The organism is Almyronema sp. (assembly GCF_052168255.1).
Taxonomy (GTDB): Bacteria; Cyanobacteriota; Cyanobacteriia; order Phormidesmidales; family Phormidesmidaceae; genus Sphaerothrix; species Sphaerothrix epifaneia.
Map to the genome: position 1 here is coordinate 41,903 of NZ_JBQLZL010000002.1, position 24,403 is coordinate 66,305.

Consider the following 24,403-nt stretch of genomic DNA (forward strand, 5'->3'; position numbering starts at 1 on the left):
GCGGAATACCTTTTATGAGCCTTCAATATCAGCTTGATGTTCGCATTTGAAGCCACGCTGTCGCCAAGCCTCTAAATCTACAGCGGTTAAGGGTAAAACCGCTGAGCAGGAGGGGGTATAGACCTGACTGGCGATCGCCCAAATCAGTGTACGAGACAAATCTAAAGCCGTTTTCAGGGGCTGCTCTTGATTACCAGGCACACCCGTTTCATCCACAATGTCAGGTTCAACCCAAATACCATGTGCGCCTAAAAGAATTTGAGCCATCCACTTTGCCCTTGGCAGATGCGTGGATGAAGTGACTAGACGAACTTTCTGCACATGCCAGCGTTTGAGAATAGGGAGGCTAAAGTAAAAATTGCCAAAAGTTGAGCGGGCGCAATTTTCTAGCCAAACCTGGTTTAAGGGGGTTTGGGCTTGTTCAAACAGCAGACGAATGCAGGGGTCTTGAGAGCCAGAAGAAATCAAAACCTGAGCGGCTGGAAACTGGGGCAGGAGATCAGCGACATGCATTTCGCGACGAACGCTACCCCCCAAAACCAAAAAGGCATCTACCGAACCTTGGGCGGCATGATGCAGTTTGCCCCCTAGACTGATTAGCCCCCACAGGAGTAGGGTTAAAAGCAACACCCCCCCTCGTTGAATAGGGTGTCTGAGGCAAGTAGAGGCAAAAAAGCGATAGAACACAGAAGCCAGCGCCAAAAATTAAGACTATCAGGTTTTTCCTATATTAAAGGGCAATTTTTCTAACGGTTGTGGCCATCTGTTCCCTAGAATCGCTATCTTAGGAGTGCAAGTCAGCGGCCTCAGTAAAATTCCGGTAGATCACTGTTTCTCAGGGGCTGTGCGATCGCTAGACTGGCACATAGCAGCTAGCTTATAGTTAGCCGCCTTGTCATGATTAGTCTGCGCCACGTTACGTTGCCTCGTTAACCCGCTAGTCATCTCCGAAGTCGTCCATGAACTCAGCCCTCAATTTTCGCCACCTGTCGCAACTCTGCCTGATTAGTGGCGCGATCGCCACGACCGCTGTTTTCTCCCCTGTTCTACCTGTCCTCAGTAACGCAGCAAACGCTAGCTTTCACGATAGTCCCAAGGCGGTTTTAGACGAAGCTTGGCAAATTGTGAATCGAGAATATGTGGACGGCAACTTTAACTACGTAGACTGGCAAGCCGTCCGCCAAACGCTGTTAGGCCAAGAATATTCATCTTCAGAGCAAGCTTACGCCGCACTACGGCAAGCGCTACGGCAGCTAAACGATCCCTATACCCGATTTTTAGATCCTCAGCAGTACTCAGAATTAACTGACCAAACTTCTGGCGAAGTGTCTGGTGTGGGTCTCAAGCTACAGCGCGATGAGGCTGCCAGAAAGATCGTAGTGGTGGAAGCGCTAGAAGGTTCACCCGCTGCTAGCGCTGGCATTCAGGCCGGAGACTACCTTTTGATGGTGGACGGGCGCTCTACGGATTTGATGACGGTAGAGGCAGTCTCACAGTTAATTCGGGGAGAAGCCGGTAGCCAAGTAACCTTAACCATTGGCGATCGCAACAGTCAAAACAGACGCCAGACAGTTATCTTAACGCGAGCTTTAATCGAAGTTGAAACTGTTCATTACGAAGTCAAAGCCGAAAACGATACGCGGATCGGCTACATTCGTTTGACTGAGTTTAACGCCCATGCCACTGAACAAATGCAGGCTGCGATCACCAAACTGCTGGATGACGACGTAGAAGCCTTCGTTTTAGATTTACGCGGCAATCCGGGTGGCTTGCTCAATTCCAGCATTGAGATTAGCCGCATGTGGCTGCAACGAGGATCTATTGTCCGAACGGTTGATCGCTTTGGCAATGATGACGAAATCAACGCTAACCGCACTGCGTTAACAACGCTGCCTTTAGCCGTGCTAGTAGATGGACGTTCAGCTAGCTCTAGCGAAATTTTGACCGGAGCACTGCGAGACAATGGACGAGCCACAGTCGTTGGCAGTACAACCTTTGGTAAAGCCCTGGTGCAGTCTTTGCACGGCCTATCAGACGGTTCAGGCATTGCCGTCACAGTCGCCCATTACTACACGCCTAACGGTACAGATATTAGCCGTAAAGGGATTACGCCTGATATTGAAATAGACTTGACAGCGGGCCAACTGCGGCAACTGCGGGCTAATCCCAATCTATTGGCGACCCCTTCGGATCCGCAGTATGCCAGAGCGATCGCGGTTTTATCAGAAACAATTTTAGTCAATCGGCAGCAAAGCCAGCCGACACTTTCTGAAACGGCTGAACCCAGCCGCTTGGGTCGAGGGATTTAAGCTAGACCTGCTAGTCAATTAGCTAGGCGATGGAACGCCTAGCTCGGTTAAGCGCGGTTAAGATAAAACAATCAGCCCGCTTTTAAGCGATCGTCAGTTGACGGGGCAAAGGTTGATTTTAGTCAGTGGCTGCTTGAGAATGTGGACGGGGTAATTTGCTCCCAGCCCAATGTGCATCTTGAGGACGCCTGAGCCATGAGCAACCTGACTGCGACTTGCCTCAAAGTAATTAGCTGTTGGCTAATTCTATGTTTAGGCAATCTCCCCCTAGCTGTAGCCAGATCGCCCGATAAAGTTATGCCAGCCACTCCTCGTCTAACTCAAGTGGCCCATCTAGATCCAGTAGCGGCTTTAGAGCGCATTTTAACCCACTCTGAACTACAGGCAGACTGGTTTGCTGCCAGCTTTTTAGCTCAGGTGTCGCTGGCTCAGGTGTCGCAGATTGTTCAGAGTATTCAAGCTCGCTTAGGCGCGTACCAGCATACGACACCCCAGGCCAATGGCTACTTGATAACCTTCGAGCGGGGTACGGTTGAAGCCCGCCTTACGCTTAACAATCGTGGCCAAATTACGGGTTTGCTGTTTCAGCCACCGCTGCTAAATGGTTTGTCGCTAGCGGATATTCAGCAGCGCTTTGCCGAGTTGCCGGGTGAGGTTAGTTTTTTAGTGTTGGCTGATGGCGCACCCATCACCAGCTATCAGGCCGAGCAGCCCTTAGCCGTTGGTTCAGCCTTTAAACTCATTGTGCTGCAAGCGCTCCGACAGCAGATTGAGTCAGGCCAGCAGCGTTGGCATACGGTTGTGCGCCTACAACCTGCATGGCGTAGTTTGCCGAGCGGTATTTTGCAAACTTGGCCAACGGACTCACCGATAACGTTGCAAACCCTGGCTACGTTGATGATTTCTCTCAGCGACAATACCGCAACCGACGCCTTGATCCACCTAGTGGGGCAAGCGGCTTTAACGACGTTGTCGCCACGCAACCAGCCTTTTCTGACCACGCGCCAGTTCTTTATATTGAAAGACCCGCAAAACAGGGCACTGCTAGAGCGCTATCGCCAAGGCAACTTAGCGATACAGCAACAAGTGTTAGACCACTTAGCCATATTGCCCTTGCCTGCGGCTGACCTGTTTGAAGGGGAGCCGTTAGCGCTTGATGTCGAATGGTTTTTATCTGCAGAAGAATTGTGTGCGGCGATCGCGACGGTTGCCGATTTGCCGCTGATGCAGGTCAATCCAGGCATTGCCGATCCGCAAGACTGGGCCACCGTTGCTTTTAAGGGCGGGTCTGAACCAGGGGTACTCAACTTGACAACTCAGCTCCAGAGTCAGGACGGTGAGCGTTGCTGCGTAGCAGCCACCTGGAACCACAGTGCTGGGATCGATGAAACTGAGATGATGGCCTTATATCGCAGTGCGATCGCAGCGTTAGCCCCCTAGACTTTCTAACCAACCGCCATTGACTTCGCCAGTTCTTTTTCAGAAAGCCCCGTATACTCGCTGACGATCTGGCGAAATTCGTCTCCGGTTAGCGTTTCTTTTTCGAGTAGCAGATCAACTAGGCGATCGATGAGCGGTCGGTTTTGCCCTAGCAAGTCACAGGCTTTGAGATAACAATCTTTAACCAGGTTGCGTACCTGGCGGTCAATTTGGGCAGCCATCTCTTCGGAAAACTCCGAACGGGGCATCAAGTCCCGTCCCAAAAAGACCTCACTATTAGAGTTTTCTAAAGCGAAGGAACCTAGCTCAGACATGCCAAAGCGGGTCACCATTTGACGGGCAATATTAGTGACCTGCTGAATATCGTTGCTAGCTCCTTGGGTGACCTCATCTTCGCCAAAAACAATCGTTTCGGCAGCCCGACCACCTAGCGTGACGGTAATCATATCAACCAGTTCGGCGTAAGACATGAGGCCATCATCGCCGCGATCTTCTTTGGGTAAGTAACTGGCAAAGCCACCGACACCACCAGAGCGGGGAATAATCGTGACTTTATCGAGGGGGCTAGAATGCTTGAGCAACGTAATTAGCAAGGCATGCCCTAGCTCGTGATAGGCAATGAGGCGCTTTTTCTTGCTGTCGAGCAGGGGGGTGAGGCTCAGACCAATCGTTACCCGATCGATAGCGTCCGTAATTTCGAGGGAAGTGATGGCTTCTTTGCGACGTCTAGCCGTTAGAATAGCAGCCTCGTTCAGCAGGTTTGCCAGTTGCGCACCCGAAAAGCCAGGGGTACGGCGGGCGATCGCTTCTAGCGAGACTTCTGGATCAATCTTTTTGTTACGGGCATGAACTTCTAAAATGCCGAGACGACCTTTGTAGGTAGGTAAATCGACAATGATTTGGCGATCGAAGCGGCCAGGACGCAGCAAAGCTGAATCTAAAACATCAGGACGGTTGGTGGCAGCAATTACAATCACACCGCTGTTGCCTTCAAACCCATCCATTTCGGTGAGCAACTGATTGAGGGTTTGCTCTCGCTCGTCGTTGCCGCCGCCAATCCCCGCTCCCCGCTGCCGACCAACGGCGTCAATTTCATCGATAAAAACAATACAGGGCGCGTTTTCTTTGGCTTTTTTGAACAAGTCGCGAACGCGAGAAGCGCCAACCCCAACAAACATTTCGACAAACTCAGACCCCGAAATGCTAAAAAACGGTACACCTGCTTCACCAGCGATCGCCTTTGCTAGCAAAGTTTTACCCGTACCCGGTTGTCCTATCAGCAAAACACCTTTAGGAATCCGCGCGCCTACAGCCGTGAAGCGTTCCGGCTGCTTCAAAAAAGTAACCACTTCTTGAAGTTCTTCTTTGGCCTCTTCAATGCCAGCAACGTCATCAAACAAAACACCCGTTTTAGCTTCCATTTGAAAACGAGCTTTAGAGCGGCCAAAATTCATGGCGTTGCCAGAAGCATTGGCCGATCGCCGCAAAATCATCAGCAAACCAATAATCAAAATTAGCGCTAATAAAGAATTGGTCGCCAACCAGGCCAACGCCCCATTGTCTGAAGCTTCAACAACCTCAAAGTCAATACGATTATCACGTAGGCGCTCAATTAGCTCAGGATTGCGATCGCCTGAAAACAACATGACTTTTTCTGGCGGGGCATCTTCTGGCTGATCGGCCAACTCCACTAGCGCCACTCGGCGGGTCGGATCAATTTCAACGCGCTCGACTTCGCCCTGGTCAATTTTTTCTAGCAAGCCGCTATACGTTAGCTCATCTGCTTGAGGATCAGCTTCCTGAGCCAAAGCAGGGGGTAAACCCCCAAGGCTTTGTAGCAGTAACCAGCTTGCCGTCATCAAACCGGTTGCGACTGAACCCAGCTTGGCTTTGGTGGGTTGAGACAAAAACTTACCAGAGCGTTGCGTCATGATTACAGTTGCCTTTTATCAATCCAAATGAAGTTTATAAAACACAATCTTCTTGTCTATCCTAGCTCTCAAATACAGACATAGTGGGCAAGTGCTTGAGAATCACAGCCGCCACTATCCCTGAACTGATTTTCCCGATTTGTAGGTTTCGCTAAAATCTCCTAAAATAAACTCATATCGAGTACAACTTGGTACACCTAAACAAACCCTTTAACTGAAGCTACTAAACGGAGTTATTAAAATCATGGTCAAAATCGTTGGCATTGGCGGTAGCTTGCGACCGAATTCTTACAGCCAGCAGGCGCTAAGAATTGCAGCGCAGCGGCTTGAAAAACTGGGGGGCAGCGTTGAAATTCTCGACTTGCGAGAAATGACATTGCCTTTTTGTGATGGTTCTAAGGCGTATCCTGACTACCCAGACGTAAAGCGGCTGCAGGAAACAGTGCGTCAAGCAGATGGCTTGATTTTAGCCACGCCAGAGTATCACGGCAGCGTTAGCGGCGTGATTAAAAATGCTTTGGATCTAATGAGTTTTGATGAGCTAGCGGGCAAGGTTACTGGCTTAATTAGTGTTTTGGGGGGTCAGCCCAACAGCAATGCCCTCAACGACCTCAGAATCATCATGCGCTGGGTGCATGGCTGGGTGATTCCAGAGCAAATCGGCATTGGGCAAGCTTGGCAGGCGTTTGACGAAAACGGGCAGCTTGTGGATGACAAACTTTCTGAGCGCTTCGATCGCTTTGCTGAAAGTTTGCTGCTCAGCACCCAAAAATTAGCACCCGCCAAACCAGCCGAAAATCGGCAAGCCGCTTAGTTGATACAATTAGCAGGAAAATTCTGTAATTAGCGGCTACCCATGATTACCGTTGCCCTGCCCAAAGGCGCTTTGCTAGGAGACAGCATTGCCCTCTTTCGTTCGCTTGGCTTAGATTTCAGCGGCTTTTTAGACAAAGCCAATCGGCAATTACAGATTAGCGATCCGACGGGGACTGCTCAGGCGCTGTTAGTTAGGGCGCAAGATGTGCCTGTCTATGTGGAATATGGTCAGGCTCAAGTGGGTATTGTGGGTTACGACGTGCTGAGAGAAAAGCACCCCAACGTGGCTCATTTGGCCGACTTGGGCTTTGGTCGCTGTCGCTTGTCGGTCGCGGTAAAAGCCAGCAGTCCTTACCGCTCAGCTCTAGATTTACCCGCTCACAGCCGGGTGGCGTCTAAGTTTGTAAATTGTGCTAAAGAGTACTTTCAAAGTATTGATTTGCCCGTAGAGATTGTGCCGCTGTATGGCTCAGTCGAGTTAGGGCCAATTACGGGCATGTCTGAGGCAATTGTGGATCTGGTTTCAACCGGAACAACGCTGCGAGAAAACAATTTGATCGAACTAGAAGTGCTGTATCAAAGCACCGCTCGGCTGATTGCCCATCCCCTCAGCTATCGGCTGAATTCAGATGGGTTGCAGCCGCTGGTTGCCCAAATTCGGCAGCAAACAGCCGCAGCAGTAGCGGTTTAAAAGGCAGAGAGTAAAAGGAAAAGAGCAGAAGGAAAGCTTTTCTGTCAGCGGCTTTCAGCAGTGAAATATTTTGACCCTTATGGCTACAGTTATAGCCCTCTGCTCCCCAATCGGGGCAGACCTATTTCTCGTCGGCCAAAACGACGTAAATTCGTCGATTTTTCCTAGACTGACAAAAGCGGGATAGGCTGAGTTGGTTGGGCAGGCCGCCCTGTCAGCAAACCGTTGGCTAACGTTTTATATCAATTCTCGATTCTAGATTTTTGATTTTGAATTGAACAGTCTTTGCTCTGCAGACGTTTCGGCATTCTCATCTTTACCTTACGTTGAAGCATCGGTATTATTTGCCAATACAAAAACGGCTAAAAATTTGATCGAGCATAGATTCGGTCAGGTCATCGCCTGTGATTTCGCCTAGGGCGCGGATGGCGCTGCGCAAATCGATTGTCCAAAAGTCTAGGGGCAGGTGAGCTTGAATGGTTGCTTGCACTTGGGTCAAGGCCGTTTGTGCTTGAGTCAGCGCTGCGGCTTGGCGTTGATTAATTGCGATATCCCAGTCGGCAGCAGCCAGTTTTCCAGCTTGTACGGCAGCTAGGATGGCATTTTCTAGGGCTTCAATGCCTTGATTCTGGGCGGCAGCCGTGTAGACCCTTTGTTCGGCTAGGGGAGGCAGACTCAACGCTTCAGGAGCGACGAGATCTATTTTGTTGATCACCCAAATCAGCGGGCGATCGCGGACGAGTTCATAAAGCTGGGCATCTTCCGGCGTCCAGCCTGCTTCGGCGTCGAGCGTCAGCAAGACCAGATCGGCTGATTGAGCGGCTTGGCGCGATCGCTCGACGCCGATTTTTTCTACCTGATCGAGGGCATCGCGAATACCAGCCGTATCAAGCACTTGAATCGGAATGCCACCGACTACTAGCTGTGACTCAACCACATCGCGAGTGGTGCCAGGTAGGTTAGTCACAATGGCGCGATCGCTCCGGCTCCAGGCATTGAGCAGGCTAGATTTACCCACATTTGGGCGACCCACAATGGCAACCCGCAACCCCGATCGCAGCAGTTCCCCTCGATCTGCCGTGGCTAGAATTTGCCGCACCTGCGCCAAAACTTGATCAAGCTGTTGGGCGACCGCAGCTTCCGCTAACGGTGGCAGGTCATCGGCAAAATCGATCCGGGCTTCTACCTCAGCCAAAAGCGCCAAGCAGCTTTGTCGCAAGCTGCCAATGGCACTTGCTAGCTTACCCTGAATGCCAGCCAGCGCCGTTTGAGCCGCTTGGGGCGATCGCGCTCCAACTAAATCGGCAATGCCTTCGGCTTGGGTTAGATCCAGCCGTCCGTTGAGAAACGCTCGTAAGGTAAATTCACCGGGCTGAGCCAGCCGCGCCCCGGTCGCTAAGCAAAGCTGCAAGACCTGCTGGACGGCCATAATGCCGCCATGACAGTGAAACTCGACAACATCTTCACGGGTATAAGAGCGAGGAGCCAACATCAGCATCAGCAAAGCTTCGTCGATCACCTGCTGGGTCTGGGGGTGGCGCACATACCCATAAAGAATGCGGTGACTTTCCCAGGGTTGCTGGCCGGGGGCATGAAAAAGCTGCTGGGCGATCGCTTGAGCGCTAGCCCCTGAAAGCCGCACGATGCCGACGCTGCCCTGCTGGGGAACAATAGCGGTAGCGATCGCGGCAATCGTTTCGGCTTGAATCATCGGTTGAGACATCGTCACAGGTCAGTGGCTTGCTGCCAAAAACTAAACTCCTGCCAAACGACTGCTGCGGATTCCGCCTCAGGGTCAGCATAATAAAACTAGTTGCCGGGATAAAAAAGCGCACACCTATGTCATCTAGATTACCTAAGCCTCTCCAAGATCCCTCGGCAACCTCCTCTCAGCCATCAGCAAAGCCCTCCAATTTATCGACCCCAAAAGCTCTAGGCAAAAAGACAACGGCTGATGGCTCTCACTTATTAGCGGCTGTGAAGAAAAAAAAGGTTTGGCCCAGACGACTCAAGTATTTTTACTATCGCTTTGTGCGCTTGCAAGGTAGCCCTAAAGCGCTAGCGCGGGGGTTAGCGGCAGGTATTTTTGCCGGACTGTTTCCGCTTTTTGGCTTTCAAACTATTTTAGGCGTTGCGATCGCAGCTTTGATTCGCGGCAACAAAATTATGGCAGCGGCGGGAACCTGGGTGAGCAATCCGCTGACCTATGTGCCCATCTACGCGCTGAACTTTCAAGTAGGGCGCTGGTTATTGGGCGATCGCAGTGGAGCAGTTGCCATTCCCCAAGAGCAGTCTTTGCAGGTTTGGATGGAGATGGGAGCTGATATTACGCTAACGCTGTTTGTCGGCTGTGCGGTAATGGGGATGCTTTGTGCGATCGCAGGTTATTTTGGCGGGTTGCGGCTGATTCATTGGGGTCGCCGCCAGCGATCGAAGCGCCGCTCATCGTAACGCTGGGGAACGAGCCATGCAGCCTCGCAAACTACGGTTGACCGTAGGGCTTTTAGCCTCTCTGCTCTTTCATTAAGCTATCGTGCGCGATGGCTGGCTTTCGCAGAATTCGAAAACCTTGGCGCATCTGCTGGTGTAAGCGCACCCAACAGACGCCTTAATCCCCGACTGAAAGAGGCAGTTCGGAGACCTGTTGCCTATGGTAGCCCTGGTCGTCCCGATTTGAGCGATATAAAAACCTGGATTGGTCGGCTCTCATCAGATCGCTGCTTTGAGGCGCATCCAGGTTATCTTGGCATTGGAGTTGGCCTGTCACATTTGCTGGCAATCGGCTCTCAACCCTTGTCGCCACCCAGTCGCATACATGACCTCTCCCACGGTGCAACAGCTTGGCGAAATTGGCCTTTTGCAACACCTGCGCCAGTTTTGCCCCACTGAGGCGATCGCCGACGATGCTGCCCTGTTATCGGTTGCCCCCGACCATCAGCTAGTCGTCACCACCGACGTTTTAGTCGAAAAGGTACACTTTAGCGATCGCACCACTTCTGCTCAAGATATCGGCTGGCGAGCCACTGCCGCCAACTTATCTGACCTGGCGGCTATGGGGGCAGAACCGCTAGGCATTACGCTGGGCTTGGGTCTACCGCCCACCACATCGCTAGACTGGATTGAACCGTTTTATCAAGGCATGGGCGCTTGCCTCAGCCATTACGGCGGCGTAATTTTGGGCGGCGACCTCTGCCGCGCCCCGGTGATTACGGTGGCGATAACCGCTTTGGGTCAGGTACGGCCTCAGCGAGTTCTGCGGCGATCGGCAGCGCAGGCGGGCGATGCCATTGTGGTTACAGGTGAGCATGGGGCATCGCGGGCAGGGTTAGAACTGCTGCTAAAGCCTGAATCTGGAAAAACCCTAGCCGCAGGCGATCGCCAACACTTAATCAAAGCCCACCAGCGACCGCGACCGCGCTTTGACGTTCTGCCTACCCTCTGGCAGGTTTGTGCAACCCTCAACCGTCCGATTGCAGCGATGGACAGCAGCGATGGCTTAGCTAATGCCGTCTTACAAATCTGCCAAGAAAGCCAAACCGGGGCGCATCTGGTGCGATCGCAGTTGCCCCTTCCTGCCGTCTTTACCCCCTGGCTTAATGCCGCGCAGGCCCTAGACTGGTGCCTCTATGGGGGCGAAGACTTTGAACTGGTGATCGCCCTGCCGCCAGCGTCAGCCCATCACCTGGTAGAGCAACTAGGGAAATCTGCCGCGATCGTCGGAACGATTGTGGCTGAGCCAACCGTAACACTGAGAGAAACGGCTGCAGCCGAACCAACCGCTACGCTTACTCTAGAGCAGGGGTTTCAGCATTTTTAAGCGCTGAGCAAACTTCCGCCGCCGGGGGCTGGGTTAGCACCCGGTAGTTGGCATAGCCTGCCGTTGCCAGTAGCTGGCCAACCACTTGTTCTGCGCGGGCGTTGGCTTCATGCAAAATGCCTTCAGCACAGGCCGATTTTATAATTTTGTCGAGCGCTTCTTCTTGGGCAAAATCTTGCAAAACGGGGGCATTGTCTGGCCCTAACCCCAAAAAGCCGCGATCGTAGTCGTAGACGGTTGAGCGATCGACGTCAATTTTGCTGTCTAACAGGCGCGGCGGCGGCAAGGTGACGCGGACGCCATCAGCCATCATCTGCACGTCTTCAGCGGTGAGTTCGCTAAGGTCAACCCCCGCCCGCACTTCTCCGTAGGCAATGTAAAGCAAGTTAGTGCTGCCCACCACATAACCAGCAACCGTGCGATCGCTTTTGGCAGGTACTACCGCTTCCATCGTAAAAATGGCTGTGGTCAGCTCACTAGCCCCTTGAATCTGACGCACCACCACCGATCGAATATCGACTTCTTGCGTCGGCGGTGGCGGCTGCACCATCATCATTAGCCCTTCAAAAAAACGCCCACCCGATCGCCAAATACCGATTGCCGCTAGCAGCGCCAGCAACATCACACTGCCGGACACCGTCAACAGCAAGCTGTTGAGAAACTTAAACGAAACGCCCCGAGAAACGCCCTGAGGTTTTGAAGAACTGTCGTAGCTCATGAATTCTGCTCGTCTAGATTAGCAGCCAGAGGAAAGCCAACCCACTTAACCAGCCTCATGATAACGCGATCGCTTAAGAAGATTGGAAATGCTCTTGACAGAGTTGACGAAAATGATCGCCTCGATGTTCAAAACTTTGATATTGATCAAAACTGGCACAAGCAGGAGACAGCAAAACCGCTTTGGCGCTGTGGCTAGTAGCCAGTTCTGCCCCTCGCTGCACAGCCCGATCGAGCGTTTCAACAATCTCATACTGGCTATAATCGACCTGTTCTAACCGTTGGGCAAACGCTGCAGCCGCCTCCCCAATTAGCAAGACTTTGACTGCCTTCGCATGAATTGCCTGTAGCCAAGCCTCATCATTGCCTGCTTTCGGCTCTCCGCCAGCAATCAACACCACCGGAGCCGTCACAGCTTGTAGCCCCACTTCAGCAGCGTCGTAGTTAGTGGCTTTGCTGTCATTGATAAAGTCAACTCCTTGCCAGGTCAATACCTGCTCTAAGCGATGGGGCACCCCTGCAAAATTAGCGATCGCTTGGGCAACTTGCGCCGGATCAATCTCAGCCAAGCCAGCCGCCGTCACCGCCAGCAGCAGGTTTTGCAAATTGTGCTGACCCACCATCCGAAGAGCCTCGGGTTTAACCATTGCCTGCCCCTTAAACTTGACCCAGCCGTCTTCTATCCAGGTGGTGGGCTGCAAGGGGGCGATCGCCTGTCTGCCTTGGGTACTAGTCCAGTGTGCTTCTGGCCAAGCCTCGGCTGACTGGGTGCGTAGATACGGATCATCCCCGTTAAGAATTTGCAAAGCTGAGCGTCTGAGCAGAGTGGCTTTGATGGCGTAATAATTTTCTAGCGTTTTGTGGCGACTGAGATGATCGGGGGTAAACGTCGTCCAGATACCTATTTGAGGAGCCAGAGTAGGGGAAGCTTCAATTTGATAGCTACTGAGTTCGGCAATTACCCAGTCGGGCACCGTTTCGTCTAGGGCTAATTCACAAGCCGCGTAGCCAATATTGCCGCAGGCCGGGGCGTGAAAGCCAGCCGCTTGAAAAATTGCGGCGGTTAAAGCGGTAGTGGTGGTTTTGCCATTGGTTCCAGTAATGCCTAGCCAAGGGCGATCGGCCAAAAATCGCCATGCCAGTTCTGTTTCGCCAATGGTTTCAATATCGAGTTCTCTGGCCTGTGCCAGCACTGGCGCATCCCACGGCACACCAGGACTGACTACCAGCAAGTTGATCTCACGGCTAGGGACAAATTCGTGCCCTAGTTTGACTGTGATGCCTGCCTGCTCAAGTGCCTGCTGCTGCTGTTGCAGGTAGGCAGATTGGTTGCGATCGCTAAGGATTACCTGCCAACCGTCTTGCTGAAGCAGCCGCGCCGCCGCCATGCCTGATTTGCCTAAGCCAATTACATGGGCCTGTTTTTGCATGGATGGGAAAAAGCCTTTGGAGTCTATAGGCTTTTAATACCGCAAAATGGCAAGTCTGCGCTACACCCCCCATACCCAAGTTGAGCGTTAGGTAGAGGTCTGACGCTGGCCAAAAGCCGAAAGGGTAAATAAGTAAGGTATTTGCCAACGCTGAGCCAGGTAACACACGGTCAACGGCCCATATAGCCCAATAGCAATGCCGCCCAAGAGATGCAGACTCGCTGCTTCAATGTTTAAGCCGCGGCTTAAAACAATGCGCCAGCAGGCCGAAAACAGCGTATGCGCTACATAAATTTCGAGGGATGCCCGTCCCCAGCTTCTTAAGCAGCTACCGATGTTGTGTTTGGCCAACAAAGCAGCTATTGTGCAGACCCAGATAATACCTAGCAGCGCGATCGCAGGTACCAGCCAATAAACTGTAGACAGCCGCAGCACTACCGCCGCTGTCAGGCTGACAAAGCTAACGGCTCCTATACTCGCCAGCCTTGTAGAGCTGAGTTGCTCAAGTCGATTGAGGTCAAATCGAGTGCGTAGAAAAGCACCAATGCCTACATACAAAGCATATTTGCAAACTAAAATCAAAACGCCCCAAGGGAACCCCTGCATCAAGGGCACAACAGCGTAAAGCAACCCGCTTAAGCCCAAAAAAAAGTAAGGCGTAGCCCCCATTTTTTGCAGCGCTGCGTAGGCAATCACTATTAAAAAAAGCACATATAAAAACCAAAATTGCATAAGCGGATTGTAGACAACCTGCAGCAATTGCGTTACTTGTAGCGAACGATTGGTAGCTCCAGTTTGAGCAACGAGAAGCTGAATAGTGCCCTGTAAAATTGACCAGACAAAGTAAGGATAGGCGATGGTCTTTAGCTTGTTGACAAAAAAATGGTTAAAGGAGCGATTGCTAACAGAACGCTGAATAAAAAAACCTGTTATCAAGAAAAAAAGCGGCATATGAAAGGCATAAATCCAGCGATCTAAGGTGCTAGCCCACACAGAATCGCTCAAAATATGGTCGCTGATCAAACCGCGTAAAGTATGGCCAACTACCACTAAAAAAATGCCAATGCCCTTGGCATAATCAACCCAAGCATTTCGTTTACTTACAGCGGGTTGAATCGGCTGGGTCATAGCTGTAACCATAACGTTCGGCCAAAGCAATTTTTAATAACGTCTTTTCTGTTCGCAACTAAACAAAAACAACGACTAACCCACAAACTACCAATCAAGCTTTTCAGCCGCTACTGCCGTCGGAAAATACTTTAGAAGTTTTATCATGGATAGAAAATCGGCTTTTAGAAGGATAAAAAACTTCTAAGTGCTGAATATCAGCATCCATAGCTGTTAAGCCATACCGAAGAAAAAAACCAGCAACTATTCGGCTTTTGAAGTTAGCTTTTGAGGTGCCCTTCTTAAGCGCCCAAAAGACAACCGTAGTTTCCATTTTTTTCGCTAGCGAAAAAATTAAGGCTACGCAATCAGCAAGCTACCGACGGCGGCAGCCAAGTTCGAGCAACGGTTTATTGATAGTGAGCTACTGGGGATAGCCAAAGACAACCAGCAGCATGAAAGGTTTTCTAGCAAAGGTTTTTGCCCTTTAAGTGGCTCAACGCTAGTGGCTACAGCTACAGCACCCATACCGATCTGTTTAAGAGATTGAATTTCGAGATCCAATGAAGCCAGCGATTAGGCAAGCAAAGCGAGGCTGACCGACAAACTTTTCATCCCAGCATGACGAGGTGAGGATAAAACAGGTTCCTCAAACTCTTACTTTTTTGCGCCAGTCAGCGCTTGACAATTTATTCAAAGTCAGGCCAAACCCAACCGTGATTAAGCACAGACCTAGCAAATTGAGGCGATCGCGCGTGATCTCAGCAGTTTCATCCACGAACAAATCTTGTTGTCTATTGGGCAGTGGTGAGGTTACCAATCCGACATTTCTATGAGGTACAGCCTGCAAATTTTCTGACGCTTGCTGGCGGTGAAATTATGGAAGAGGCATCCAAATGTCCAGCACTTGAGAGACTGTTTGCAGGCGAACAACGATATTTAATTTTGCTCAGCTTTTGACAATCGCACCAAAGTCCGCCAAAACCCGAGCATGATTGCGTAACAGCCCTAGCAGGTTGAGGCGATTGCGCTTGATGGCAGGATTTTCATCCATGACTAAAACGCTCTCTGGGCCATCAAAAAAGCTGCTGACGACAGGAGCCGCTTGGGCTAAACCTGTTACTAACTGGCGGTAGTTGCGATCGCTTTGAGCAGAGCGGGTTTCGGGTAAGAGCTGCTGCAAAACGGCGAAAAAGGCTTGCTCTGAGGGTTGTTGAAACAGATCTGGCTCAACTACGCCTGCTGGGTCAAGCGTAGCGAAATCAAGGGTGCCTTGAGCCGCTAGCCGCGCCGCACGATTCACCGTTTCGTAAATTGCGGCCAGGGTACCATCGTGGCGAATGGTTTGCAAAAACTGAGCGCGATCGCTGACATCACGGACATCGATTAAAGCTCTCTCCGCATAGTCAAAATCACCCTCTCCCAGCACGGCATTAACCAGGTCATAGTCAATCTGCTTTTCATCTTGCAGCAAGGTGCGAATCCGCTGTAGGAAAAAGTCTTCTAGCTGCGCTTGCAACTGCGCCGCATCTTTGACAGGGGTATTATCAACCCTGGCAAAGTCAGCAATCACCTGCTCTAGCAAGGTTTTCAGGTTTAGCGGCAGATCCGCTGCCCAGGTGATATTGACAATGGCATTGGCAGCACGGCGCAGCGCAAAAGGATCTGAAGAACCAGAGGGCAGCTTGCCCAGGCTAAAAATGCCAACCAGGGTATCGAGTCGGTCGGCAATGCCGACAACCTGCCCAATGCGAGTTTCTGGTAGCTGGTCATGAGCTCCGCGCGGCAAATAATGCTCAAAAATGGCGGTAGCAACGGCTTGCGGTTCACCGCTGCTGAGGGCGTATTTTTGCCCCATAACGCCTTGCAGTTCGGGAAACTCGCCCACCATTTGGGTGACTAAGTCGGCTTTGCACAGTAGGGCAGCCCGTTGCACAGCCGCGCGATCGCTAGGGGCTAGCTGTAACTGAGCGGCTATGTGATCAGCGATCGCCTTTATGCGCATCACCTTATCGCGCACCGAACCTAAGCTTTCTTCAAAAGTAACAGTGGCCAGCTTGGGGACATAACTTTCTAGCGGTATCTGGCGATCGGCGTCATAGAAAAACTTGCCGTCTGATAGACGTGCCCGAATAACGCGACCATTGCCCTCAGCGATAATGCTAGACTTCGCCGGGTCGCCATTAGAAACCGTAATAAAGTAAGGCAGCAACTCAGACGAATCAGCCCCCTGCCGTACCGGAAAGTAGCGCTGATGGCTTTCCATTTCCATCGTGATTACTTCCGTCGGCAGTTCTAAAAACTCGGCATCAAACTTACCGACGATGGCGGTAGGCCACTCTACCAAATGCGTTACTTCATCGAGCAAACTTTCTGCTATTACGGCTGTGCCGCTCAGCGAATGGGCGGCGGCTTCTACCTGCTGGCGAATTTGCTGACGGCGAACAGTCGGATCAACTTCGACATAGCCTGAGCGCAACAGGTCGCGGTAGTCTGCTGCTGTGGTGACGGTGAGCGGCGTCGGATGCAGAACGCGGTGCCCTGCCGAATGGCGATCGCTGTGGCAGACTTCGGCACCGTTTTCTAAGGTGAGAGGCAAAAGGGTGTCATCGAGCAGCGCAACCAGCCAGCGAATGGGGCGGGGAAAGCGCAAATCGCCATCTCCCCAGCGCATAAAGCGTTTACCTTCGAGGCCAAAAATCCACTGCGGCACCAGATCAGTTAAAATTTCTGCCGTCGCTCGGCCTGCTATTTTTTGCTGCACAAAGACAAACGCCCCTTTATCCGTCTGGCGCACTTCTAAATCAGCAACGCTGACACCACGAGAGTTGGCAAAGCCACTAGCGGCTTTGGTGGGCTGCCCGTCGCGAAAAGCCGCTTGTGCTGGAGGGCCTTTGACTTCTTCTTCGCGATCGGGCTGTTGCAGCGGCAAACCTTCAATCACCAGAGCCAACCGTCGCGGCGTGCCATAAAACTGTATGGCACTGGGCGTTAAAAAATGTTCTTGTAAAGACGGCTCAATCCGCGATCGCCACTGCTCCAGCGCACTGCCGACAAAGCTTGCAGGGAGTTCTTCGGTGCCTACTTCTAGCAAAAAGGTTGCCATGCCCGACTCAGCCAAGGTGAAGGTATCAGCTTCCCAGTTTACCAGCGCCTTCTATGATTTCCGCTGCACAAAGTGATAAATCGGCATGAGGCCGCGGCCTTTGACCTGAATTTCGCCGCCCGGTTCAAATTCATACTTGTGCTTGAGCTTTTGGTAGGTTTGCTCCGTCACCTGAATTTTACCGGGAACACCCTGGGCTTCCATGCGGCTAGCGATGTTAACGGCATCGCCCCAGAGGTCGTAGCTAAACTTACGAATGCCGATGACACCCGCCACCACTGCCCCCGTGTTAATGCCAATGCGCAACTGTAGCGGTTCTTCGTTGTCGCGGGTGAAGCTGGCAATGACTTCTTGCATCGCGATCGCCATTTCCATCACCACTTCCGGGTGGTCAGCTTGCGGAATGGGCAACCCCCCGGCCACCATGTAGGCATCCCCGATGGTTTTAATTTTTTCCAGACCGTATTGATCCACTAGGCGATCGAAAGCCGAAAAAACCTGGTTCAGCAGGTTAACCAGTTCTAAAGGCACCACGTTAGCCGCTAGCGGCGTAAAGTTCACAATATCAGCAAACAAAATTGTTGCCTCGTCAAACCGCTCGGCCAGCGACCCTTCAAACTGTTTGAGCTGCTCAACGATGGCTCTCGGCAAAATATTGAGCAAGAGCTGTTCTGACTTTTGTTTTTCTTGCAGCAGCGCTTGCTCGGCCTGCTCGCGTTCGTAAATTTCTTGTTGCAGTCGTTCGTTTTGACGTTTCAAAATTTCAGTTTGGCGGTGTAGCATGCGCTGCAAATCGGCCAGCAGGGGCGATTGACCGCTAGCAGTTAAGGCACGTTGGGTTTGCAACTGGAGTCGCTTTTGCAAACGGTAGGTGGTGAGATGGCTGTTAACCCGCGCAAGCAATTCTTCAAACCAGATGGGTTTGGTGATGTAGTCTGCCCCGCCAACAGCAAAGGCATTCACCTTGTCCCATTTTTCTTCTGAAACGCTCATAAAAATGACTGGAATTTGCCGTAGCTCAGAAGTTTGCTTGAGCTGCTGACAAACGGCGTAGCCGTCTGGCTTGGGCATATGGGCATCTAGCAAAATCAGTTCGGGCTTGTGAGCCAGAGCCACTGAGAGTACCTGACTAGAGCGATCGACACCGCAAACTTCATAGCCAGAGCCACCCAAAAATTCTGACAGTAATTTGACGACGTCGGGAGCATCATCTACTACCAGAATCTTGCCTTTAGAAGCTGGCGTCTGCGCGCTATCCATCTGCTGTGAAGAGTAGTTGAATTGAGTCGAGTGATCGGCAGATACCTGACCCACTCGACAAGTCGACAAATCGGCACGGGGGGCCAGGACTGATGGCATGGCTCGTAAATGCTCTCTGAATCGCTTCATACCCTTCACGCTGACCAAACAACTTGCGCAGACCAGATCAGGGGAGTGCCTAGATTTTGCCTGAAGGTGCGCAAGTCGCAGAATATGGCAGATCAAGCCCCGCGAAATTGGTCTACTCTTTATTTACCGACTAGGCGCTTAAAGATCCGGCTCTTTTTGGCTGAAGCTAAGAACGACCCTAGTAATTGCTGATTGAAATCAGCGGGTCGGCTTAGGAAAACCGTGAAGGGAGAACGGAAATGAGAAACGCTCAACTCTATGAAAACAAACTGGGCTACTTCCCGTCTGCACTACTCTAGATAGAGATAGATGATGCAACCATGCTTTAGAGTCACGAGGAAAAAGGGATCAGCTGATGCAGGCAAAGCAAGTCTTGTTGACGGGGGGCACAGGCGGACTGGGTCAGGGGGTTATTCCCGTTTTGCTGGCACAAGGGGCAGAGCTAACCGTGCCTTATCGTCGCGTCGCCAAGGTAGAGCCGCTTAAAAAGCAGCGATCGCCTGCCGAACTAGCCCGTCTTCATTTTGTCGAAGCTGACCTCAGCGATGAAGCGGCTGTAGCTGAGCTAGTCGAAGCCATGCCGCGCGTAGATGCGCTGATTCATTTGGTGGGGGGCTTTTCTATGGGAAAAACTCACACATACGACTATAGCGACTGGAAAAAAGCCTTTAACCTCAATCTGGACACTACTTTTTTGGTGTGTAAACAGGTACTGCAACGGATGCTGGCTCAAAACTACGGTCGTATCGTGACGATTGGGTCGCGCGGGGCAGCGCAGCCAGCCGCCCAGCTAGCAGCCTACAGCGCCGCTAAGGCTGGCGTAGTGGCTTTAACGCAGGCGATCGCCCAAGAAACGCAAGGAACTGGCATCACCGCTAACGTTGTCTTGCCCAGCGTCATCGATACGTCGGCTAACCGCGAGGCCATGGGAACTGACCAGGCCGATCAATGGGTCAAGCCCACCTCATTAGCTCACCTGATTGGCTTTTTAGCCTCCGAAGCCGCCGGAGATATTCGCGGTGCGGCAATTCCTGTCTATGGCGACGCTTAATCCTTTTCGAGCGCTAAAGTTTCGCTGCATTTTAATCGGCCTTATTGGCGCTGGCTTTTTGTTTGGTCTGGGGCTGAGTCTGCTAGAAACGTTAGGCTGGCTACCGTTCAAGGCAGAAGACCCGGTAGTACAACCCATTCTCTATTTGCTGCTGTCGCTTAGCCTGGGGCCAATTGTCTGGTGGATAGGGCATCGTCACCGCTTGCAGTATCGCGCCTTAATCGGGACTCGCCCTAAACAGTTTTCCTGGACAGCGGCAGTGGTGCTGACGGTGGCGCTGCTGATTTTTTCGCTGGGGGCGTTTCAGCTTTCGTTTTATGGGCTGTCTTTTGTCGCGCCAACGCTGGTTGAAGAAACCTTACAGCAGCCGCCCACGCTGATGACAGCAGAAACGTCACTGCCGGGGTTTTATCGCAGTTTGATGTTGCTGAATGTGGTAGTGGTGGCACCCGTTGCTGAAGAGTTTATTTTTCGGGCTTTGTTGCTGCATCGCTGGGGCACAAAATGGGGTACGCCCGCGGCTGTGGTTTTGTCTTCTGTGCTTTTTGGGGTGCTGCATACCAACCTGGTGGGGTTGTTTGTTTTTGGACTGGTAATGGCGCTGCTGTATCTGAAAACGCGATCGCTGTGGGCACCTATTTTTTGCCATATGCTAAATAATGTTTTGGCGATCGCCCTGGAATTGTTAGCGGCTCCGGGGGCGGAGACAACCCTGGCTGAATTTCGCCAAAGCAGTTGGGTTGGCCTGATCTTAATGGCCGCTTCAGCCCCGTGGCTGTTGCGATTTATGCTACAAAATTGGTCAAAAACGCAGGAAGCGCTACCCTACTTTGTAAATGCGAAGTAGACGCAAACAGGTTTCGGCTGCACAGGCCATGAGCATACCGTTTCGACACTATCAGCAAGGAGAGGCTTCATGACGTTAGGCGGAATGGCCGGAAATGCAGGTTCGCTATTGGGCGATCGCTATCGTCTGTTAAAACAGCTCGGCAAAGGGGGATTTGGGCGTACCTATCTGGCTGAAGACACCTACCGCTTCAATGAACTCTGCGTCCTTAAAGAGTTTGTCCCTCAAGTTGAGGGAGAAGCCGCCTTGCAGAAAGCACAACAGCTATTTGAGCGAGAAGCAGGCGTGCTTTATCAGCTAGCGCATCCTCAAATTCCTAAATTTCGAGAACTGCTGCGGGTCAAAACGGGGCACCAAGGACAGTTATTTTTAGTGCAAGACTACATTGAAGGCCCCACCTACAAAGAACTATTAGAAACCCGTCTCCATCAAGACAGCCACTTTAATGAAACCGAAGTCCGGCAGCTTTTCTACCAGCTTTTACCCGTGCTGGACTATGTTCACAGCCTCGGCGTTATTCACCGCGATATTTCGCCCGACAATTTAATTTTGCGCAATCAAGACGGCAAACCTGTCTTGATCGACTTTGGCGGCGTCAAGCAGGTAGCGGCTACCGTGGTTCATCAGCTCAACCATCCGGCAGCAAGCAACACCCAGGCGGCGCTAACTCGTCTGGGCAAAGTTGGCTACGCCCCCGAAGAGCAGCTAGGTTCGGGGCTGGTTTCTCCGGCTAGCGATCTCTATGCTCTGGGCGTGACTGGCCTGGTTTTGCTAACCGGGCAAGACCCGCAGGTACTCTACGATGCCTATCACCAAACCTGGAACTGGGATGAAGACGTAACGCTTAGCCCCTCGTTTGCAGCAGTGCTTCAGCGGTTGTTGGCGGCTCGTCCGGGCGATCGCTTTCAGTCTGCGCGAGAAGTTATGCAGGCTTTAGAAAATCAGCCTTATACCCCCACCACAGTGGCCACCGTAGCCGCAGCTCCCGCCGCTAGCTTACCCAGCTTTGCCACAACCCCAGTTGCGGCCAAGGCATCGTCTAGCCCGCGTACCTACGGTTCTCCGTCAGCTACGCGGGCGTCAGCTACCGCTAAACGCTCCTCTTCTGGCTTTTTGCAAGCCATTTTAGGGCTGCTGTTGCTGATAGGGGCAATTACGCTGGTGTGGTGGGTCGCAGCCCAGTGGCAGCCCGCTAACCGCTCAGAAGACTCCAGCGAAGTTAACAGCGCCGACAATGCCGATTCTTCTCGCTTTTCGGCAGAAGAACAAGCGCGTAAGCAAGCGCTGCAACAGCGACGGCAGGCATTAGGGGTTGAAAGTGGCTTTTTGGTGCGCCTTAGCGATCAGGTCTTTTACGATCGCTATCCTGACCTGCAAGGCTCTACCCTCACCGATAGCCCAGAAGATGCCGCAGCCCGTTTGCGCTGGGATAATATTGCGGCGGAATTGCTGGATTTGCTAGAAGCCAACCTCAGCACCCAAGCCCGCCAGCAGCTAGGCGGCTACAGCCAAGCTAACCTCAGCCAGTGGCAAACTCAGCTAAATCAGCGCTTTGTCAGCAGCAAGGCGCTTTATGACCTGGCAGATGCTAAGTTTTTAGCGTTGTTTCCAGAGCAGGCTGGCCGCAACTTTCTTAGTGAGCCGATTGGTCAAATTTGGTATGGCTTGGCGGCGGATCGGTTGCAGACAATTTTATCGGGCGATCGCTTAGAAGAAATTCAGTTTGCCTCAGGTCGTTATAGCAACCGAGTCAGCGGTCGGCTAGAACCTGGTGAAGGTCAGGTTTATATTATGCAGCTTAGCGAAGGCCAGTTCTTGCGGTTAAATTTGCAAGCTCCGGCGGCTACAGCGCTGTCGCTATATTTGCCACGCCCCAGCGAGGCCAATCCTTATCTACTGTCTGATTCGAGCGAGGCTACTTGGTCGGGTCGCTTGCCGCAGTCTGGCTATTACGAAGTGGTGATCGTTTCTCAGGCTAATCGTGCGATCGATTATCAGCTTAATGTGGCGGTAGACAATGTCATTTCTGAGCCAGATTCAGATCCGGAAGCAGATTCGGCAGATGAGCCAAGCGACGCCGAGCAGCCGACTGATGAAACGCCCGCCAATCCTTCACCATCAGCGGACGAAGCTCCAAACGATACCTCAGAGTAAGGATTGCAGCCAACCATTTGCCAGTTGGCCGCTGAGCCGTTAGCGGCAAAAACGACCGGATATGGGCGATCGCCTTTGTCCGGCGCTTGGCAAGCAAATTTGTAGAATAGACCTACGGGCAATAGGTGCTGGCGATGGTGGCAATTTCTGCTCAAATCAGTGAGCTTGACCTAGAAAATTTTGCGGGTCAGCTCACTCAGGTGATTACTTTGTCCCCTATTAGCTGGCAGACCTATCAGGCAATGCTGGCGGATATGGGCGATCATCGCTCAACGCGCACGGCCTACAATCAAGGGACACTCACCCTGAAGATGCCTTCTAAGCTGCACGAAATTATTAATCGCTTGCTGGCGCGCATTGTCAAAACCCTAACGGAAGAACTCGATTTAGAAGTAGTTGATGTGGGTTCGATGACGCTGGTACGGCCAGACTTAGAAAAGGGAGCCGAACCCGATACTGGGTTTTATCTTCAAAATGCTTCTAGGCTGGAAGGGCTAGATCCTGAAATTCCAGAACACTTGCCGCCAGATCTGGTGATTGAGGTAGATATTACTAACCCTTCGACCCAGCGCCTAGAGATCTATCAGGCGCTAGGGGTGCCGGAGGTTTGGCAATACACGAAACTGCGAGGATTGGTCATTTATCAGTTGCGATCGCCCGCCTATTTTGAGGCTGAGGTCAGTGGTGTGTTCCCGCAGGTAACGGCAGCACAGCTTAACCTGTTTTTAGAGCAGCGGCAAAGCCAGGGGGAGAATCAGGTAATTCGAGCAGTGCGAAGCTGGATTCAGGAGTTGTAGAGCAGAATATTCTGAAAAAAGATAAGATGCCTCGCCTCCCGCATCAGATAAACTCTGGCTACTGCTATCACATCACTACCCACCTGATGTTGGGTACCAGGTAACAGATCCTCGAAATGCCTATTCTTCCGCACCGAGAGGTTCTGAAATAAAACTTTTGGATCGAACTGAAGCGCTTATCTGCTACAGTTTACAAGTCTCGATGCGAGAGAAGACCAGCCCGCCCAACCCGCGCAAACCCAGCCAACAAAAACCGCCCACCAAACGGGAGGTGTCCTGTGGGTGCTGTGGTGTTAAAAATTACTTTTGAGTAAGAGATATACGTATTCTCCTTTCTCCATCCCACGCGATCGCAAAACTCTTCCCAAATCTTATTTCCTGGATATTCCCCGTCCAACTCGCCTCCACAATCCACGTAAATCTTCTTCTGCACGCTGAAGCCAAACTTTCCTCGACTGTAATGCACCCAGAGATTGTCAATTGTCTTCAAGTCCGCACAAGGAAAATTCAATAATTCTTCGTTACGAATCCAGTCGCCTTCTTTACGCCCCACGACTTCTAGCATTCGCAGATAGGTTTCAAAGTCAGCGGCCTTCCAGTCCTGAGCCTCTAGCAGATCGCGTAGTTTGCTGTAGTCAATCCCCTTCTCTGACTTCAACAAAATTTCTTCAGTCGTTGGCTTAAGCGTTTCAGTCACCTGTTTAGCCGCAGGTTCGCTCTGTTTTGGGGGTTGAACAACTTCTGGTTCTTGTCTTTTAGAGTCTAATGTGAGGTCAATCTGGTAAGTTCTGAGCACTGGCG

At 51.8% G+C, this 24,403-nt stretch carries 20 protein-coding genes; 10 read left to right on the top strand and 10 right to left on the bottom strand.

Translation table 11 applies throughout. The features are described 5' to 3' along the window. Positions 1 to 12 precede the first annotated feature (12 nt). Complete coding sequence (locus ACTS3T_RS00340) at positions 13 to 702, bottom strand: YdcF family protein (protein WP_377965567.1); 690 nt, start codon at positions 700 to 702, stop codon at positions 13 to 15. Between the two features lie 257 nt (positions 703 to 959). On the opposite strand from ACTS3T_RS00340, the gene ctpB reads away from it, so the two are divergent. Continuing rightward, complete coding sequence (gene ctpB / locus ACTS3T_RS00345; RefSeq protein ID WP_377965569.1) at positions 960 to 2,309, top strand: carboxyl-terminal processing protease CtpB; 1,350 nt, start codon at positions 960 to 962, stop codon at positions 2,307 to 2,309. A 297-nt stretch (positions 2,310 to 2,606) separates the two neighbouring features. Then, a complete protein-coding gene (locus ACTS3T_RS00350) occupies positions 2,607 to 3,749 on the top strand; it encodes a serine hydrolase (RefSeq protein ID WP_377965571.1) in 1,143 nt (380 codons plus the stop codon). A gap of 5 nt (positions 3,750 to 3,754) precedes the next feature. Here the strand turns inward: ACTS3T_RS00350 and ftsH are convergent, their stop codons facing one another. Next, on the bottom strand, positions 3,755 to 5,680 hold the full coding sequence (gene ftsH / locus ACTS3T_RS00355; RefSeq protein WP_377965573.1) for an ATP-dependent zinc metalloprotease FtsH: 1,926 nt from the start codon (positions 5,678 to 5,680) through the stop codon (positions 3,755 to 3,757). A 244-nt stretch (positions 5,681 to 5,924) separates the two neighbouring features. Here ftsH and ACTS3T_RS00360 point away from each other — a divergent pair, with 244 nt between their 5' ends. Both ACTS3T_RS00360 and hisG read left to right on the top strand, forming a co-directional pair. Further along, complete coding sequence (locus tag ACTS3T_RS00360; RefSeq protein WP_462934564.1) at positions 5,925 to 6,494, top strand: NADPH-dependent FMN reductase; 570 nt, start codon at positions 5,925 to 5,927, stop codon at positions 6,492 to 6,494. 42 nt (positions 6,495 to 6,536) lie between these two features. Continuing rightward, positions 6,537 to 7,187: an ATP phosphoribosyltransferase gene (gene hisG / locus ACTS3T_RS00365; RefSeq protein WP_377965577.1), complete on the top strand. Its 651-nt coding sequence runs from the start codon at positions 6,537 to 6,539 to the stop codon at positions 7,185 to 7,187. A 340-nt stretch (positions 7,188 to 7,527) separates the two neighbouring features. On the opposite strand, the gene mnmE is transcribed toward hisG, so the two are convergent. Next, on the bottom strand, positions 7,528 to 8,910 hold the full coding sequence (gene mnmE / locus ACTS3T_RS00370; protein ID WP_377965579.1) for a tRNA uridine-5-carboxymethylaminomethyl(34) synthesis GTPase MnmE: 1,383 nt from the start codon (positions 8,908 to 8,910) through the stop codon (positions 7,528 to 7,530). 116 nt (positions 8,911 to 9,026) lie between these two features. Between mnmE and ACTS3T_RS00375 the strand changes: the two genes are divergently transcribed. Further along, a complete protein-coding gene (locus tag ACTS3T_RS00375; protein ID WP_377965581.1) occupies positions 9,027 to 9,638 on the top strand; it encodes a DUF2062 domain-containing protein in 612 nt (203 codons plus the stop codon). A gap of 364 nt (positions 9,639 to 10,002) precedes the next feature. Further along, the gene (gene thiL, locus ACTS3T_RS00380) at positions 10,003 to 11,004 is read left to right on the top strand and encodes a thiamine-phosphate kinase (RefSeq protein WP_462934565.1); all 1,002 of its coding nucleotides are present in this window, start codon (positions 10,003 to 10,005) and stop codon (positions 11,002 to 11,004) included. Here thiL and ACTS3T_RS00385 read toward each other — a convergent pair. The 6 genes from ACTS3T_RS00385 to ACTS3T_RS00410 all read right to left on the bottom strand — a co-directional run bounded on the left by ACTS3T_RS00385 (position 10,973) and on the right by ACTS3T_RS00410 (position 18,624). After that, positions 10,973 to 11,722 (bottom strand): DUF4230 domain-containing protein, encoded by a 750-nt coding sequence (locus ACTS3T_RS00385; RefSeq protein ID WP_377965585.1) that lies wholly within the window; start codon positions 11,720 to 11,722, stop codon positions 10,973 to 10,975. The two genes, thiL and ACTS3T_RS00385, sit on opposite strands and share 32 nt — an antisense overlap. A 73-nt stretch (positions 11,723 to 11,795) precedes the next feature. After that, positions 11,796 to 13,151: a UDP-N-acetylmuramoyl-L-alanine--D-glutamate ligase gene (gene murD, locus ACTS3T_RS00390; RefSeq protein ID WP_462934566.1), complete on the bottom strand. Its 1,356-nt coding sequence runs from the start codon at positions 13,149 to 13,151 to the stop codon at positions 11,796 to 11,798. Between the two features lie 87 nt (positions 13,152 to 13,238). Next, entirely contained in the window at positions 13,239 to 14,279 is a 1,041-nt protein-coding gene (locus tag ACTS3T_RS00395) for an acyltransferase family protein (protein WP_462934567.1), read from the bottom strand. Between the two features lie 103 nt (positions 14,280 to 14,382). Beyond that, positions 14,383 to 14,592: a hypothetical protein gene (locus ACTS3T_RS00400; RefSeq protein WP_377965591.1), complete on the bottom strand. Its 210-nt coding sequence runs from the start codon at positions 14,590 to 14,592 to the stop codon at positions 14,383 to 14,385. 615 nt (positions 14,593 to 15,207) lie between these two features. Continuing rightward, positions 15,208 to 17,364, bottom strand: coding sequence for a glycine--tRNA ligase subunit beta (glyS, locus tag ACTS3T_RS00405; protein ID WP_377965593.1), 2,157 nt, complete (start codon positions 17,362 to 17,364; stop codon positions 15,208 to 15,210). 51 nt (positions 17,365 to 17,415) lie between these two features. Further along, positions 17,416 to 18,624 carry an adenylate/guanylate cyclase domain-containing protein gene (locus ACTS3T_RS00410; protein ID WP_377965595.1) on the bottom strand — a complete coding sequence of 403 codons (1,209 nt, stop codon included), beginning with the start codon at positions 18,622 to 18,624 and terminating at the stop codon, positions 17,416 to 17,418. Between the two features lie 484 nt (positions 18,625 to 19,108). Here ACTS3T_RS00410 and fabG point away from each other — a divergent pair, with 484 nt between their 5' ends. The 4 genes from fabG to ACTS3T_RS00430 all read left to right on the top strand — a co-directional run bounded on the left by fabG (position 19,109) and on the right by ACTS3T_RS00430 (position 23,602). Beyond that, positions 19,109 to 19,804, top strand: a complete 696-nt coding sequence (gene fabG / locus ACTS3T_RS00415) for a 3-oxoacyl-ACP reductase FabG (protein WP_377965597.1) — start codon at positions 19,109 to 19,111, stop codon at positions 19,802 to 19,804. Beyond that, entirely contained in the window at positions 19,773 to 20,651 is an 879-nt protein-coding gene (locus tag ACTS3T_RS00420) for a lysostaphin resistance A-like protein (RefSeq protein ID WP_462934568.1), read from the top strand. Before fabG ends, ACTS3T_RS00420 begins: the two co-directional genes overlap by 32 nt. A gap of 69 nt (positions 20,652 to 20,720) precedes the next feature. Beyond that, positions 20,721 to 22,805 (top strand): protein kinase domain-containing protein, encoded by a 2,085-nt coding sequence (locus tag ACTS3T_RS00425; protein ID WP_462934569.1) that lies wholly within the window; start codon positions 20,721 to 20,723, stop codon positions 22,803 to 22,805. Between the two features lie 134 nt (positions 22,806 to 22,939). Next, positions 22,940 to 23,602, top strand: a complete 663-nt coding sequence (locus ACTS3T_RS00430) for a Uma2 family endonuclease (RefSeq protein ID WP_377965991.1) — start codon at positions 22,940 to 22,942, stop codon at positions 23,600 to 23,602. 190 nt (positions 23,603 to 23,792) lie between these two features. Here the strand turns inward: ACTS3T_RS00430 and ACTS3T_RS00435 are convergent. Further along, positions 23,793 to 24,403: GUN4 domain-containing protein (locus ACTS3T_RS00435; RefSeq protein ID WP_462934570.1), on the bottom strand; the 611-nt coding region annotated here is incomplete at its 5' end.